This window comes from Campylobacter blaseri, from assembly GCF_013201895.1.
Taxonomy (GTDB): domain Bacteria; phylum Campylobacterota; class Campylobacteria; order Campylobacterales; family Campylobacteraceae; genus Campylobacter_B; species Campylobacter_B blaseri.
Genome location: NZ_CP053841.1, coordinates 1,789,864 through 1,804,966, shown reverse-complemented (window position 1 = coordinate 1,804,966; position 15,103 = coordinate 1,789,864). Strand labels below are relative to the sequence as shown.

The 15,103-nt window shown below is 29.3% G+C and carries 16 protein-coding genes and 5 tRNA genes; 11 read left to right on the top strand and 10 right to left on the bottom strand.

Going from position 1 to position 15,103, the window contains the following annotated elements; all coding sequences use genetic code 11:
* Window positions 1-120: 120 nt before the first annotated feature.
* A complete protein-coding gene (locus CBLAS_RS08970; RefSeq protein ID WP_133169604.1) occupies window positions 121-414 on the top strand; it encodes a hypothetical protein in 294 nt (97 codons plus the stop codon).
* Window positions 415-538: 124 nt separating this feature from the next.
* Here CBLAS_RS08970 and bioD read toward each other — a convergent pair whose 3' ends face one another.
* Window positions 539-1,195, bottom strand: a complete 657-nt coding sequence (gene bioD / locus CBLAS_RS08965) for a dethiobiotin synthase (protein ID WP_106869640.1) — start codon at window positions 1,193-1,195, stop codon at window positions 539-541.
* A gap of 224 nt (window positions 1,196-1,419) precedes the next feature.
* Between bioD and nfsB the strand changes: the two genes are divergently transcribed.
* On the top strand, window positions 1,420-2,079 hold the full coding sequence (gene nfsB / locus CBLAS_RS08960; RefSeq protein WP_106869642.1) for an oxygen-insensitive NAD(P)H nitroreductase: 660 nt from the start codon (window positions 1,420-1,422) through the stop codon (window positions 2,077-2,079).
* Window positions 2,080-2,184: 105 nt separating this feature from the next.
* Here the strand turns inward: nfsB and CBLAS_RS08955 are convergent, their stop codons facing one another.
* The 5 genes from CBLAS_RS08955 to CBLAS_RS08940 form a co-directional block, all read right to left on the bottom strand.
* On the bottom strand, window positions 2,185-2,775 hold the full coding sequence (locus tag CBLAS_RS08955) for a PAS domain-containing protein (protein ID WP_241517558.1): 591 nt from the start codon (window positions 2,773-2,775) through the stop codon (window positions 2,185-2,187).
* A gap of 149 nt (window positions 2,776-2,924) precedes the next feature.
* Window positions 2,925-3,968 (bottom strand): cytochrome-c peroxidase, encoded by a 1,044-nt coding sequence (locus CBLAS_RS08950; protein ID WP_106869644.1) that lies wholly within the window; start codon window positions 3,966-3,968, stop codon window positions 2,925-2,927.
* A gap of 192 nt (window positions 3,969-4,160) precedes the next feature.
* A complete protein-coding gene (locus CBLAS_RS08945; RefSeq protein ID WP_157940003.1) occupies window positions 4,161-4,841 on the bottom strand; it encodes an MOSC domain-containing protein in 681 nt (226 codons plus the stop codon).
* The gene (locus tag CBLAS_RS09715; protein ID WP_277620686.1) at window positions 4,795-4,920 is read right to left on the bottom strand and encodes a hypothetical protein; all 126 of its coding nucleotides are present in this window, start codon (window positions 4,918-4,920) and stop codon (window positions 4,795-4,797) included. The genes CBLAS_RS08945 and CBLAS_RS09715 overlap by 47 nt, the downstream gene beginning before the upstream one ends.
* Window positions 4,888-4,963 (bottom strand) — tRNA-Ala (locus CBLAS_RS08940). Before CBLAS_RS08940 ends, CBLAS_RS09715 begins: the two co-directional genes overlap by 33 nt.
* Before the next feature lie 135 nt (window positions 4,964-5,098).
* On the opposite strand from CBLAS_RS08940, the gene CBLAS_RS08935 reads away from it, so the two are divergent.
* From CBLAS_RS08935 to CBLAS_RS08915, 5 genes are all read left to right on the top strand, one after another.
* A tRNA-Gly gene (locus CBLAS_RS08935) sits at window positions 5,099-5,173 on the top strand.
* Between the two features lie 8 nt (window positions 5,174-5,181).
* Window positions 5,182-5,269, top strand: a tRNA-Leu gene (locus CBLAS_RS08930).
* 13 nt (window positions 5,270-5,282) lie between these two features.
* Window positions 5,283-5,357: transfer RNA gene (locus CBLAS_RS08925), tRNA-Cys, on the top strand.
* Window positions 5,358-5,378: 21 nt separating this feature from the next.
* The gene (locus CBLAS_RS08920; protein WP_172658220.1) at window positions 5,379-5,537 is read left to right on the top strand and encodes a hypothetical protein; all 159 of its coding nucleotides are present in this window, start codon (window positions 5,379-5,381) and stop codon (window positions 5,535-5,537) included.
* 19 nt (window positions 5,538-5,556) lie between these two features.
* Window positions 5,557-5,644: transfer RNA gene (locus CBLAS_RS08915), tRNA-Ser, on the top strand.
* Window positions 5,645-5,666: 22 nt separating this feature from the next.
* Here CBLAS_RS08915 and CBLAS_RS08910 read toward each other — a convergent pair.
* Entirely contained in the window at window positions 5,667-5,828 is a 162-nt protein-coding gene (locus tag CBLAS_RS08910) for a hypothetical protein (RefSeq protein WP_157940004.1), read from the bottom strand.
* A 288-nt stretch (window positions 5,829-6,116) separates the two neighbouring features.
* Between CBLAS_RS08910 and CBLAS_RS08905 the strand changes: the two genes are divergently transcribed.
* Together CBLAS_RS08905 and CBLAS_RS08900 are read left to right on the top strand one after the other, a co-directional pair.
* Window positions 6,117-6,722: a hypothetical protein gene (locus CBLAS_RS08905; protein ID WP_106869648.1), complete on the top strand. Its 606-nt coding sequence runs from the start codon at window positions 6,117-6,119 to the stop codon at window positions 6,720-6,722.
* 9 nt (window positions 6,723-6,731) lie between these two features.
* Window positions 6,732-9,188: a molybdopterin-dependent oxidoreductase gene (locus CBLAS_RS08900; RefSeq protein WP_106869650.1), complete on the top strand. Its 2,457-nt coding sequence runs from the start codon at window positions 6,732-6,734 to the stop codon at window positions 9,186-9,188.
* Window positions 9,189-9,227: 39 nt separating this feature from the next.
* On the opposite strand, the gene msrB is transcribed toward CBLAS_RS08900, so the two are convergent.
* Window positions 9,228-10,247, bottom strand: coding sequence for a peptide-methionine (R)-S-oxide reductase MsrB (gene msrB, locus CBLAS_RS08895; RefSeq protein ID WP_106869652.1), 1,020 nt, complete (start codon window positions 10,245-10,247; stop codon window positions 9,228-9,230).
* Window positions 10,248-10,360: 113 nt separating this feature from the next.
* On the opposite strand from msrB, the gene CBLAS_RS08890 reads away from it, so the two are divergent.
* Window positions 10,361-11,335 (top strand): DUF475 domain-containing protein, encoded by a 975-nt coding sequence (locus tag CBLAS_RS08890; RefSeq protein WP_106869654.1) that lies wholly within the window; start codon window positions 10,361-10,363, stop codon window positions 11,333-11,335.
* Between the two features lie 245 nt (window positions 11,336-11,580).
* On the top strand, window positions 11,581-14,100 hold the full coding sequence (locus tag CBLAS_RS08885; protein WP_172658219.1) for a TonB-dependent receptor domain-containing protein: 2,520 nt from the start codon (window positions 11,581-11,583) through the stop codon (window positions 14,098-14,100).
* Window positions 14,101-14,389: 289 nt separating this feature from the next.
* Here CBLAS_RS08885 and CBLAS_RS08880 read toward each other — a convergent pair whose 3' ends face one another.
* Both CBLAS_RS08880 and CBLAS_RS08875 read right to left on the bottom strand, forming a co-directional pair.
* Window positions 14,390-14,542, bottom strand: coding sequence for a hypothetical protein (locus CBLAS_RS08880; protein ID WP_157940005.1), 153 nt, complete (start codon window positions 14,540-14,542; stop codon window positions 14,390-14,392).
* A complete protein-coding gene (locus CBLAS_RS08875; protein ID WP_106869656.1) occupies window positions 14,532-14,852 on the bottom strand; it encodes a hypothetical protein in 321 nt (106 codons plus the stop codon). The genes CBLAS_RS08880 and CBLAS_RS08875 overlap by 11 nt, the downstream gene beginning before the upstream one ends.
* Window positions 14,853-15,103 lie beyond the last annotated feature (251 nt).

Sequence of the window (15,103 nt, the reverse complement as noted above, 5' to 3'; positions counted from 1 at the left end):
TCAAAATTTTAAAAAATATTAGAAAGAGATGGGTTGGGAAATGTTGTAACAATGCAAATGTTTTTATATATTTTATTAGTAATGTCAAAAGAAATTATCAAAAATAATGATAAAATATATTTGAATAAAGTCGACGAGATATTTAAAAATATTAGATGGAAGAAAATAGAAACGACTTATAAAGATGAATGTAAAACCGATAATCATTCTATAAATTTTGGTAAACATATAAGAAATGCGGTTTCACATTTAAGATGTTATTATGAATTTATTGACAATGAAAGATGTGTAACATTTAAAGATGATACGATGACAGATAAAACACAAAAATGTAGTCTACAATGCAAAACAGCCGATATTGGTAATTCTATTTCAGAATTACAAAAAGCATTAATGCTATTTTTGAATAAGTAAAATAAGATATTATAAATTAAAATCTTATAAATAATTTTTAATTTAGAGCGCTTAAATAAATTAGCACTCTAATATTTAACATTTTAGATAAGTTTAAATTTGTCTAAAATGGCTTAAAGCTAAGTTAAGGTCTAAAATCTATATTTTTTTGCTCTTTTTGAACAGTAAATAAAACATTTAAGCCACTAAGCATTTCTATCATAGTTTTATTGTCTTTGTGTATCGGATTTGTCTCATCATAATTATTTAAAGCAAAGCCTTTGATTTTTATATTGTGATTTTTAAGATACTCCGTTGTTAAAATAGCACTATTTATTCCACCAAGCCCAGAATCAGCAACTATCAGCACCTCATAATTTAAAGCTTTTATAATATCTAGTTGCATAATCTTTTGCTCATCCCACCTAAAAGGGCAAATTACTCCACCACTTCCTTCAACTACTAAAAAATCACATTTTTTCTTTAAATTTTCAATATCTTTTAAAATTTTATCCTTAACTGGCGGATTGCCTTCAAATTTAGTCGCTAAATGCGGAGAATAGGCTCTTTCATAAGCGTAAGAGTGCATATCTTTTACTTCAAAACTCAAATTTGCAAACTCTTTTACAAAGCTAACATCACCAACTCTTAAATTCCCGTTTTCATCTTTAATATTTCCACTTGCAACAGGTTTAAAATAGCCAACATTTAAACCACTTTGCATTAAATTTTTACAAATTAAAGCGCTTACATAGGTTTTTCCAACATCAGTTCCTGTTGCTGTTATAAATAATTCTTTCATTTAATCTCCTTGTTTATCAATATTTATTTTATTATTTTTTATAAAAATTATATTTGAATTTAGATTAATATAAAAGTATTTTCAAGAATACTCTAAATACTTTTTGAAATTTAATTTATTAAAATATGTTTTAAATGATGTTTAATAAAAGCTTTAGAGAATATTTAAAATATATATAATTCAAAATAGTATAATTAATATAAATTATGAATAAAAGGAAAAAGATGAAAACTATTACAGAAGCTTTAAAATGGAGATATGCTACAAAAGCATATGATGCAACAAAGAGAATTTCAGATGAAGATTTTGCAGAAATTGAAAATATTTTACAATACATTCCAACAAGTACCAATTTTCAACCTTCTCATTTTATTATTGCAAGTGATGAGGCGGGCAAAGAACGAGTTGCCAAAGGAGCTAAAGGGGCATACATTTTTAACTATGATAAGATAAAAAATGCATCACATGTAATTGTATTTTGTAGTAAAGTTTATGTAGATGATAATCATCTCAAAGAAATTCTTGAACAAGAAGAAAAGGATAATCGCTTCATAAAACCACATCATAAAGAAAAAATGCACAATGGTCGTAAAGTTTTTTTAGATGTGCATAGATATAATTTAAAAGACGAGGCACATTGGCATGCTAAGCAAACTTACATTGCTGTAGGAGCTGTTTTACTAGGAGCTGCAGAGCTTGGTATAGATGCAACCCCAATGGAGGGTTTTGATCAAGCCTTACTTGATGAAGAATTTAATTTAAGAGAAAATGGTTACACTGCTCAAGTCATTGTTGCACTTGGATATAGAGATGAGTCAAAAGATTTTAATTTAAATGTTCCTAAATCACGCCTTTCAAAAAACAGGGTAATCACAAAAGCATAAAACTAACATATTCAGATAAAACACCTAAATATAGGTGTTTTATGAATTAATAATTTAAACATTAAAATTTCAAATAGCTATCAAGTTAGTTTACAATTAAATATACTATTTACCAAAAAATTTACCCCAAGCACTTTTCATAGCACCTTTAAAAGCATCAGCTAAACCGCTCTTTTTTAACTCATTATTAATAAAATCATCATAACTCATGCCCATATTTTTCAAAATTCTCTGCAAATGTTTTTCACTTGCTTCCATTCCGCCTATTTTTTCTGCTTCAATAAGTTCTTTATATATTGGAATTACAGTTTCAATAGTCTCTCTAGAGGGCGCTCTTCTATATGCTGTGTATTCTATTATTTCACCTGTATTAGGATCTTTGTTTATTTCAAAATCTGTTACAACCCAGTAATATTTGCCATCTTTTGCAAGATTTTTACAAATTGCTGCTATGTTTTGACCGCTTTGAATTTTATCCCATAGAATTTTATATATTATTTTAGGCATATCAGGGTGTCTTATTATGCTATGTGGTTTTCCTATTAATTCTTCTCTGGTGTAACCTGCTATTTTCATGAAATACTCGTTTACAGAAGTTATAATACCTTTTGTATCTGTTTTGGATATAAAATATCTATTTGGATCAAGAGCTAGTTCGATGTTTACTGGGGTTGGTCTATGTATATTTAATTCCATAGAAATTCCTTTATATTTATTTTAGCAAAATACACTAATTTTGCTACTTAATAAAATAACATAATAGAAATTTAAATGTCAATGATTTAAATCAATTTTATAGCTTAATATAAATTCAATCCTCTTAAAAATAAGAGGATTGAATAGAATTAGTATTCTAAGTCAGGTTTTGGTGTTTTTTCTGTTGAAGCTGGCAACATTGGGTAGACAATAGTTGGCATTCTTCCTGTTAGAGAATTAAAAAATGTTTCAATTTTTTTAGCATCTTCATCAGAAATATCTATGCCAAGTTGGATACTTCCCATTCCTTTTATAGCGTCTTTTAGTGACCAGATAGCACCATTGTGATAGTAAGGTGCTGTTAGGTGAATGTTTCTTAGGATTGGAGTTTTAACCATTCCATTTTCATCGCCTTTAAAATCACCTACATTAGAGAATTCATACTGAGATGCAACTTCCCAAGGTTGCATTGTTCCGCCAAGATTAATTCCGTTATGACAAGATACACAACCATTGTTTAAAAATAGCTCTAGACCTTCTTTTTCTTCTTTACTTAAAGCATTATCATCGCCATTTAAAAAGTCATCAAATCTCGAAGGTGTTACTAGGGTTCTTTCAAATATTCCAATAGTAGTTGTAATAAGGTCAAAATTAACTTTTACATCTTTGCCATATGCATCTTTAAACATTCTTACATATGCAGGGATTGAGTTTATAATCTCTTCAACACGCTCTGGAGTAGAAGCCATTTCAGGTGCTGCAGTCATAGGTCCTGCTGCTTGTTCTGCTAAGTGTGAAGCTCTACCATCCCAAAATTGAACAGAGTTAAATACTGAGTTATAAACAGTAGGTGCATTTATATGGTGTGGGTTTGGTGTCCATTTGTGACCAGTTGAAGCAGGAATGTTATCCCCGCCACCATAACCTAAGTTATGACAGGTATTACAAGATATTATTCCACTTTTTGATAGTCTTGGATCAAAATATAATTTTTTACCAAGTTCTACTCTTTTTTCAGTTGTAGGGAATGCTTTTGAATCAGGCGAAGATTCTTCAATTAACTTTGTCAACTCAGCTTTATCCGCCGGAATTGCGATGAGCCCAAAATCTTTAGCACTTTGTGCTAAATTAGAATTTGCAAATAAAGAACCAGCCAAAACAGCTGAACTAAGTAAGATAGTTGTTAGTTTCATAAATAACTCCTTTATATTAAATTTGTATATTTGATATTTATATTATCAAAATATGAATTAAAATGAAATTAAATTGTAATTAAAATTGCGTAGTTTAATGCACTTCAAAAATTTAATAAAAATTTCATTTTAAATTTATTATTTTATGTTTGGATTAATTGTGTTGTATGTTAAATACTCTTTAAATTTTAACTAATCAAGTTGAAATTCTTCTAGTCCAAAACTTCTATTCTCTAGTCTTTTTTTAAGTGAAATTCTAAAAGCATCTGCTAGTTTTGGAGATTTTAAAATTTCAATTATATTATCTGCATTATCTCTTGCGTTATAAATAGAGTCGTTTATAAACTCAATTGTAAGTTTTGGATATTTTCGTGAAATAAGAATCAAATCGTCTCTAGCTTTTAATTTACCCGGCTTAATAACCCTAAAATAAAACCCAGTTTTACTCTCTTTTGCTACTATAGCTGTTAAATTTGGAATATTTAAAATAGAAGAAATTTTCCAGCAAGGTCTTCTTGGCTGAGAAACTTCAAAAACAACTTCGCCACATTTAAATTGATCGCCTAAGCAAATTTCAGAATCATCTAAATCTAAGATTGTAAAGTTTTCACCAAATGCACACTCAGGTAGATTAAAATCATATTTTTCTTTAAAAAAGGAGTAATATTTTTGACTATATATACAAACTGCCTTATCTATACCACCATGGTGCTCTTTTTCACTTTGTGTATCATTTAAAAAGCCAAATTTATCAACTTCTAAAATTTCACCATTTTTAATGGGTTTTTTTCTATAAGATGTTTTATATATCTCTCTTTTATAATCATTAAAGTTCTCTTCTTTTCCACAATAAATTTGTTTGACTTTTGCCATCAATTGCATTTTTACCTTTGCAAATTTGAGTAGTTATGTTGTTAAATGGTGGAGTGTAGGGGACTTGAACCCCTGACATCAACACTGCCAGCGTTGCGCTCTCCCAACTGAGCTAACACCCCTAGTAGGATTTAGAATATTAATTTTACTAAAATATCCTTGTATTTAAACTTAAAAAAGAAATTATAAAAATTTATATTTTCAAATCTTTTTTTAAGTTTAAATTTGATATTATTCTCATTCAGTTTAATAATTTTGCGGGAATAGCTCAGTGGTAGAGCACAACCTTGCCAAGGTTGGGGTCGCGAGTTCGAACCTCGTTTCCCGCTCCATAGTATTTGCCCGGGTGGCGGAATAGGTAGACGCAAGGGACTTAAAATCCCTCGGTAGTTTTTACCGTGCCGGTTCAAGTCCGGCTCCGGGCACCATTTTAGGTTTGCTGGCGACATAGCCAAGTGGTAAGGCAAGAGCCTGCAAAGCTTTGATTCCTCGGTTCGAATCCGAGTGTCGCCTCCAAGATATTATTAAGGGGTTAGGATGCGTTCTATACTTATTGGTGTTGTGAGTGTAATTTTTTTATTTGTTGGTTGTTCTAACACAGCACAAGGCGTTAAGGAAGATACCAAAGAAACCGTTAAATGGACTAAAGAAAAAGTTAACAAAGGTGCTACTTTTGTAAAGGAAAAGACAGAGTAGTAACTTACAAAATTTTTGTCGGGAGATGGCTGAGTGGTCGAAAGCGGCGGTCTTGAAAACCGTTGAGGTGAGAGCCTCCGGGGGTTCGAATCCCTCTCTCCCGGCCACTACATTTATAACCTAAATATCTTAGTTAAAAAAGTCTATAATTATAATAAAAATAAATACAAAAATTACTATTGCAATAAATTCAAAAACCATCTCAAAAAAGAATCCAATGATTTTTTCAAACATTCTAAACAAAAATGATTTGTTTTGTTCTTTAGTGTCATTGGCTTTTTTGTTCCTCATTTATCTCCTTTGGCACATAAATTACAAAATTTAATGATTATTATACCTAATAATTTGATAAAAAATATTAATTTTTTTAATTTTATATAACTTAAGGTTTAATTCTACAAGTATTTTTATACAAAATAAATAATATTTTAAGTAACAAATACGTAATAAAATTAGCAAATTCAATGTAAATACTAAATATTTTATAAAATTTAACTTGAAATATATTTTTTAAGTTTATATTAATATTTAATATTTTATCATAATATGCATGTATCTAATAGTCATAGAAGGATTAATATGAAAAATAAAATTTTAATTTTAACGATTATGAGTTCTTTTGCTTTTGCTGAAAGTAATATTGGGTTTTTAAACAATAGTAAGCAAATAACTCTTAATGGTAAAATGATTGGAGATGTTAGTGTTTTAACACCTGTTGAAATCTTGAAAACAGAAAATGAAAAAACAGATGTCTTGTTAACTGGGTATATTCAGGAATACTATCAAGCTAAAATAGTCAAGAGTCCACAGATTGATGAAGAGTATATGAATTTTGAAATAAAAGAAGATATAAATAGCTATGATGGAGATGTAAATCCTTATGTAAAAGTTGTGGATAAAGTTGAAGATGATTATGGAGAAATATGGTTTAAAACTCAGATTAAATTGACAGTTCCAACTTCTTATATCGATATTGATCCAAGTATGATTTATAATCAAGCAAAAGGTTTATATGAGCAAACCTGTTCGGCTTGCCATTTGTTGCATGAACCAAATCAATATACAGCAAACCAGTGGCCATCAAACATTGACAGTATGATTGGCTTAGGCTTTGTAGCTTTAGAGGATCTAGATAAAAATATGATTATAAAATATTTACAACATAATGCTAAAGATGTAAAATAGGAGAAAAATATGAAAAGAAGAGATTTTTTAAAATTAAGTGCATTAGCAGGGGTTGGATTACAGGCAAATAAAATAGAGGGTATTAAACAAACTATTTTTGATCAAAAAAAAGTATTTTGTGCTAATAGGTTTGGTCCTTATTATAATAAAGTAGTTAGTGGTCAAATAGTAGGTGTAGAACCATTTTTCGCTGATAAATTTCCAACTACATTAAATAATGCTGTTCCAGATAAAATTCAAAACGAAAGTAGGGTTTTGTATCCTTGTGTTAGGAAAAGTTATTTAAAAAACAAAGGACCTAAAAATCCAGAACTTAGAGGAGAGGAAGAATTTGTTAGAGTTGATTGGGATACTGCTCTTGATTTAGCGGCTAAAGCATTAAAAGATAATTTTGATAAATATGGAGCCCAGTCTATCTATGGAGAGTGTTATTGGTGGGGTGGAATAGGCAAAGTTAGCTGGGGAAGAGCAACTGCAAGAAGAATGCTTACTATTCTTGGCGGTTTTGTCTCTGAAGATGGGAACTATTCATATGGTGCAGGACATGTTTTAATGCCCCATATCATAGGAACTATAGAGCCAAACGAAGCTCCGACAAGATGGGAAGCAATAGTAAAATCTGCAAAAACTATTGTTTTTTGGGGAACAGATCCGCTTGTTACAAATGAGATAGGAATAGGCTCTCCAACACACGATGGATATAAATATTACACAAAACTTAAAAAGATGAATGAAAATGGTGAAAAAAAGATTTACGCAGTAGATACCTATAGAAACAATACAATTAGATATTTAAATTCTGATTTTATAGGAGTAATTCCTGGCACTGATACTGCTATGATGATTGGAATGTGCCACTACTTATACGAAAATAAACTTTATGATGAAGATTTTATCAAAAAATGCACAGTTGGATTTAATAAATTTAAAGAGTATCTTTTGGGTGAAAAAGATAATATTGTTAAAAATTTAGAATGGGCTAGTAAAATTTGTGGAGTTGATGTTAAAAAACTTGAAGAACTTTGCATATCCTTAGCTAAAAATGAATCAATAATTATGAGTGGATTTGCTATACAAAGACAAGATCACGGAGAGCAATCATATTGGGCATTAATAACACTTGCCTCTATGTTAGGACACATTGGTAAAGAGGGTTGTGGATTTATGACTTGTGATCAAGGGCATAAGACAAGTGATGGCACTTTTATTTCTCCTGTATTAAAAGGATTAAGCTCTATTCCTAGTGATGAATATACTGATGAAAATAGTCCTTGGGTTAAAAATAAAAACTATGTAATACCAAATAGTAGAATGACAGATGCATTGTTAAATCCTGGTTCAAAGATGTTGAGAAATGGACAAGAGTTTATACTTCCTCATATGAGAGTTGCATTTAGTGCTTGCGGTTCTATCTTTACAAGACATCAAGAGATAAACAAAACTATTGAAGCTTGGAAAAAACTAGATACTGTTATAACTGCAGAGCCTTATTGGACAAGTGGGGCAAAGTTAAGTGATATTGTATTTCCAGTAGCCATTGAAGGCGAAAGAGATGATATAGATCAATCAAATGGAACAGGAGAATATATTTTTGCTATTAAAAAAGCTGTTGAACCTATGGGAGAAAGCAGAAGCGACTTTGAAATTTGCAGAGAAATATGTAAAAGATGGGGAATGGAAGAAGTTTTCACAGAGGGTAAAACTGAAATGGAGTGGATAAAAGAAATTTTTAAAGACGCCATGGAACAAGCAAAATATTTAGGCTATAAGGATATGCCTACATTTGAAGAATTTTGGGAAAATGGTTATATTAAATTTGATAAACCTGAAGAAGAGAAAAAATATTTTACAAGATTTTCAAATTTTAGGAAAAATCCTAGAAAGCATAGACTTGGCACTCCATCAGGCAGAATAGAGATATATTCTCCAGTAATTGCAAAAATGGGATATGATGATTGCTATGGACATCCTACTTGGTTTGAACCAATTGAATGGTTAGGAAATAAAGAGATGACAAAAAAATATCCTTTAGCACTAAATACTCCACATCCGCGCCTTAGATTGCATTCACAGCTAAATAATTCTTTAGTTAGAAACTATGCAGAAGTTAATGGCAGAGAACCTATAATCATAAGTGAAAGTGCAGCTAAAAAACGAAATATAAAAACAGGAGATATTGTTAGGGTTTTTAATGATCGTGGCGAGATTTTATGTGGTGCTATGGTTAGTGACATTACTCAAGATGATGTTGTGATTGTGTGTGAAGGTGCTTGGTATGATCCTGAAATTTGGGGCAAAAAGAGTCTTTGTCAACATGGTTGTGTGAATGTTCTAACAAAAGACAAAGGAACTAGCAAGCTAGCACAAAGCAATATAGCTCACACTAACCTTGTAGAGGTAGAAAAGTATAAAGGTGTTATAAGAGCAATAAAAGCATTTTCTAAACCAAAAATATTAAATGCTTAATTAAAAAATAGCGAGATTTTTCTCGCTATTTAATTTCATTTATTTTACAAGTTCTATATAATCTCCATATCCCTCTTTTTCCATATCTTCAAGTGGTATAAATTTTAAAGCAGCTCCATTTATGCAGTATCTCATACCGCCTTTTTCTTTTGGACCATCGTTAAAAACATGTCCTAAATGGCTATTTGCATTTGTTGAGCGAATTTCAACTCTTTTCATACCGATGCTATAATCTGTCTTTTCTTTTACAAAATCTTTTGATATGGGTTTAGAAAAACTTGGCCAGCCAGATCCTGAGTTAAATTTATCAGTTGAACTAAACAAAGGCTCCCCACTTACAACATCTACATAAATTCCTTTTTCATAAAATTTATCATACTTGCTACTAAATGGGCGTTCTGTTTTATCTTTTTGTGTAACAGCATATGCAAGTGGATCTAATTTTTGTTTTAACTCTTCTTTTGGAGGGGCTTTGAATTTTTTATTCTCTTTTTTAGTTTTTTCTAGTGGAACTTTTGCAAGACTTAAATCAACATGGCAGTATCCATTTGGATTTTTCCCAAGATAGTTTTGATGGTATTCTTCAGCTAAAATATAGTTTTTTAGTGGTTCAACTTCTACGGCTATCTTTTTTGTAAACTCTTTTTGTTTTTCTTTTATAAATTCTTTTGCTATATTGCCACTTTCATCATCAGTATAGTAAATTCCACTTCTATATTGTTTACCAACATCGTTTCCTTGCTTGTTTACAGAAGTAGGGTCAATTATTCTAAAAAAATGTTCTAAAATTTCATTTAGTGTAATTTTGCTTTCATCATATTTTAAATGCATAGCCTCTGCATGATTTGTAAATTTTAGCTCATAATAGCTTGTTTTATTACTGCTTCCATTTGCATAACCAACATTAGTTTCTATAACTCCATCAAGTTGTTTGAAGTATCCTTCAACTCCCCAAAAACAACCACCTGCTAAATATATTTCATTCATTTTTTCACCTTTTAAGTTTTGTGCATTTAAACATATTGCAAAAAACATCATTAATTTTATTAAAATTTTCATAATTCTCCTTGTTTAAATTTATAAAATTTATCATATTTTTATTAAGAAAATTAAAATAAAATCCAAATGATTAAATGATATAATTTTAATTTTAAAATTTAAAAAGGTTGACATTGAAATATTTTTATTCATCTTTTATAATTACTATAATAGGTCTTGTTGTAGCGTTTTATTTGGGCGGTATAAGTGCTGTTTATATCTGCTTTTTACTCTGCGTTTTAGAAGTTAGTCTTAGTTTTGATAATGCCGTTGTAAATGCAAAAGTTTTAAATGGTATGAGTAAAATTTGGCAAGATAGATTTATCATTTTTGGGATTCCAATTGCTGTTTTTGGAATGAGATTTATATTTCCTTTGCTTATCGTCTCTATTGCTTCAGGGTATGGAATGCTTCAAACTTTAAATTTTGCAATTACAGAGCCAGAAAAATATCATGCTGTATTAGATGCTCATAAAAATGAAATTTACATCTTTGGTGGTGCTTTTTTAATTATGGTATTTTTTGACTTCTTTTTTAACAAAGATAAAGATGTGTATTGGATTAAAATAATTGAAAACAATGTTCTAATAAATTTTTTAAAAAACATACCAAATATAAGCACTATCCTAGCTCTCATCTTAGGACTTTATATAATTTCTCTAACAAAAAATACAACCTATACCACCGCCTATTTTAGTGCTATTTTAGTTCATATAATAATCTCATCTTTAAATGAAAGATTTAGTGCAAACGGAGTTAGAAGCGGGCTAATGGGCTTTTTATATCTTGAAGTGCTTGATGCAAGTTTTAGTTTTGATGGGGTGATTGGTGCATTTGCTTTAAGTGAAAATATTTTTATCATAATGATAGGACTTGGCATAGGAGCTATGTTTGTAAGAAGTATAACCATATATTTAGTTGAGAAAAAAACCCTAACTCAGTTTGCCTATTTAGAGCATGGGGCACACTATGCTATACTTGCTTTGGCTATTATTATGTTTATAAAAGTATTTTATGAAGTTAGTGAAATTTTAACAGGAACCATAGGATTTGGGTTTATATTTTTAGCATTTTTATGCTCTGTTTATAAAAATAAAAAAACTAGCTAATTTTGCATTTTGAAATTTAAGCTTTTTAGCTTAAATTTTTTTGCTATCTTTACATATACTTCATCATAAAATTTAATTCGAAGCTAAATTTTTAATTTCAATATAAATAATACCATAACCAATTAAGTTTTTACCGCTTTAAAAGACAAGTTTTTTATATTTATAATGAGAACAATTCTTATTATTATTTAAGTTACTTATTGTAAAATGTTTATTCATCAAAAATTTACTAAAAGGTGTGTCCAATGATTAAAAAAAGTAGCTATTTAAATATTATCATACTTTATAATTTGTTTTTTAGCGGTTATTTATTTGCTTATTCTGAAGTATTATTAGAACAAGTTAGCGTGGTTGCTGAGCCAAATTTGGAAACCACTACACTTAAAAGTTATCAAAAAACAGGTTCTTATAATTATTTAGATAGTAAAGAGATTACTAAATTTCGTGGTAGTTCAGTTGGTGATTTTTTAAGTGGAATTCCAGGCGTTATAATAGGAAATAAACGTAATAGTGGTGGTATATCTGTAAACATTAGAGGTATTCAAAATGAAAATAGAGTTCCTGTTGTGGTAGATAATTCCATTCAGTCCATTCCAACATGGCAAGGATATGCAGGTTCTAGCACTAGAACATACTTAGATCCTGATTTTATCTCAAATGTTGAAATTGAAAAAGGTCCAGCTTTGGGTGTTGATGGTGTTGGTGCAACTGGTGGTGTTATAAGAATGAATACAATAGGATATCAAGATATAATTCCTAATAACTCCAAAAAAGATTGGGGACTTAGAGTTCAAATTGGAACTATGTCAAATACCGTAAAAAGACCTAGACTTTATACAAGGGGGGGGTATCAAAGAAAATGGATAAATGAGTGCTTGACAAATAATTCAGGAATTTGTGAAAAACAAACTCAGACACCAGATGCAAGATATTCATCATCAAATCCATTTGCAAATTTAGGAAATAGCTATAATTACAGCATTGCATTTGCTAAAAAATGGGAAAATGCTGATATCGTGCTTGGATATGCTAGAAAAAAACAAGGCAACTATTTTGTAGGTAAACATGGATCTATTCCAGAGGTTGAAAGTATTGATTATAAGCGAGAAGACTATATAGAAATGGGTGATGAATATGATTCAATTATAGAAGGAAGCACGAATTTTAAAAACAAACAAGGCTATACATATTATAGAGCTGGTGAAGAGGTTTTAAATACATCTCAAGACAATAAATCATATTTAGCAAAGTTAAATTTATATAATGATAACCATAGAATCAACTTTACATATCGTGGTTATAGAAGTAAATTCGGAGAACTTATGCCGTCTATTATGGTTCGTGGATATGGTTCTTTAGAAGGAGAAGGCTCAGAAGTTGAAGTTGATAGCTATAGCACTAAATATACATATTCTCCACAAAATCCATATATTCATTTAAATATCAGTGCCTATCTTACAAAAAGTGATTCATCAAATTTTACCCCTTTATCTCAGGAATATGGATATGATTTTGGCTCAGACGGCGATAGTAGACATGCTCATTTTACACTTTCAACACAAAAAGGAGTAAGTGTGGATAATACTTCAAAATTTAAAGTGTTAAATAGAGATTTAAAATTAAATTATGGAATTTCTTATGCCATAGAGAGAATAAAACCACCAAAAGATGCACTAGATAGAGTAAGGGCAAAAGGTTATCCTGAAGATGCCATAGCCCCACTTTATATAAGAAATGCAAAAAAGAGAGAGTTTAGTGCATTTGTGTCAGCTAATTATAAACTTACAAAAGAGCTTACTTTTGATACAGGACTTAGATATATAAATAGTAAAATTACAGACTATCAACCCCTTGAAAAATTTAAAGGATATGAACAAGACCCTATAACTGGTAAATGGGTTTCTATAATTGAAAGGTCATATAATAATCCTAATAAAGCTCATGCTATCTCTCCAATTGTAATGCTTAGTTATGAGCCAATTTTAGGGTATCAATTTTATATAAAATATGCACAAGCTGTTAGGTCTGCAAGTTTATTTCAGGCTTCAAAAGGCTGGTCTCAACAAAATGCAGATAATAGTATGGCTGATTTAAAGCCAGAAAGACAAAGAAACTGGGAAATAGGAACTAATCTATTATTTGATGATGTTTTATATGATGATAGTATATTAGGGTTAAAATTTGCATTTTTTAACAACTATACCAAAGATTACCTTACTAGAACTAACACAATAGATAATTCAGGAGCTATAGTAATGCAAACAATGAACATAGATAGTGCTCTTTATAGAGGTTTTGAGGCTTCAGCTTATTATGATATGGGAGTATTTTATACAAAATTAGGACTGACAAAATATATAAAAACTGAATTTTGCAATACAGAAAAAGGTGGTAAAGTTTGCTATAAGGGCGGTATAATAAATAGTAATATTGCAAATACTTTGCCTCCAAAAACAACATTTAACGCAACTATTGGAACAAGACTTTTTAACAATAAATTAGATTTAGGTGCTAGATATAGCTATTATGGAAAGAGGATAGTTTCAGTTTTTTCACATGATGAAAAAGGTGGAAATACAAAAAGCGAAGAGTGGAAACCATATAATTTGGTAGACATATACGCAAATTATAAAGTAAATGATAATTTTACTATTTCTGCAACTTTAGATAATGTAACTAATCGTTATTATTTAGATGCAAATAATATGGGCTTAACTCCAGCTCCGGGAAGAACTTTGCATATAAATTTTGACTATAAATTTTAATTTATGTTATTTTTGCTTTAAATTTGAAATAAATAATTTGAAGCAAATACAAGATTTTTCGTTTAAAACCTAAAAATTACAAACCAACAAAGCTATTTTTAACAAAACGAAAAATCTTGTTTTTATATATAATTTCAAGGATTCTAAGTTTCACTAAAAGATTTATTATAATCTTTTAATTAGTTTAAATGAATGTAAGGCTCATTATTTTAATTTTAATTTGTAATTGATAAAAGTTGTCTCAATTCTCGTTTTTAATGGATTTAAAAATCAAGTTAGCTTTTTTCTGTTAATTTTGTGTTGTTGGTTTTAATCCATTTTCAGACATAAATTTTTTTATAATTTCATATGCCTTTGAAGTATTAGCATTAAAAATTTTCTCTAGCTCTTTTGTGTCTAAATCAAAATTAATAGCTTTTAAAGTTTCTTCTTCATCTTGCATACCAACCAACCTTTTTCTTTTCTGTGCAATATTTAATCATATCTTTATAATAATTTTCTTCTTCCCAAAACCAAGTCCATTCTTTTATATTATCAGGTAGCCATTCTAATTTTGCTAAATAATCATAAACATAATTTCCTAAGTATGCTAAATCGTGTTGAGTTCCAGGACAAACAAAAGTATTTTTATCTTTTACTATAAGATGATTTCTTTCAGCATATTTCGCTAAAACACTATACAATTTATCTATATCATATTTATTTTCTCTTTTGATTTTTTCTTCATCTAGTATAATTTTAACTCCGTGCATATTTTATCCTTTTATTGATTTATTTTTCTATTAAAAATTCTATACAACTTTTTATTTTTTCTCTATCTTTTTCATCTACTAATTGTAAAAATCTTTCCAAAAATTCCTTATCATTTTCTATTATTTTCAAAAATGATTTTACAATCTTATCTTTATTATCATTTATAATATTTTGTTTTTTCTCTTCAAGCTTTGCAATTTTTTCTTTTAATGATTCTATATCATTTTCAACTTTTTTATAACTATCTAAT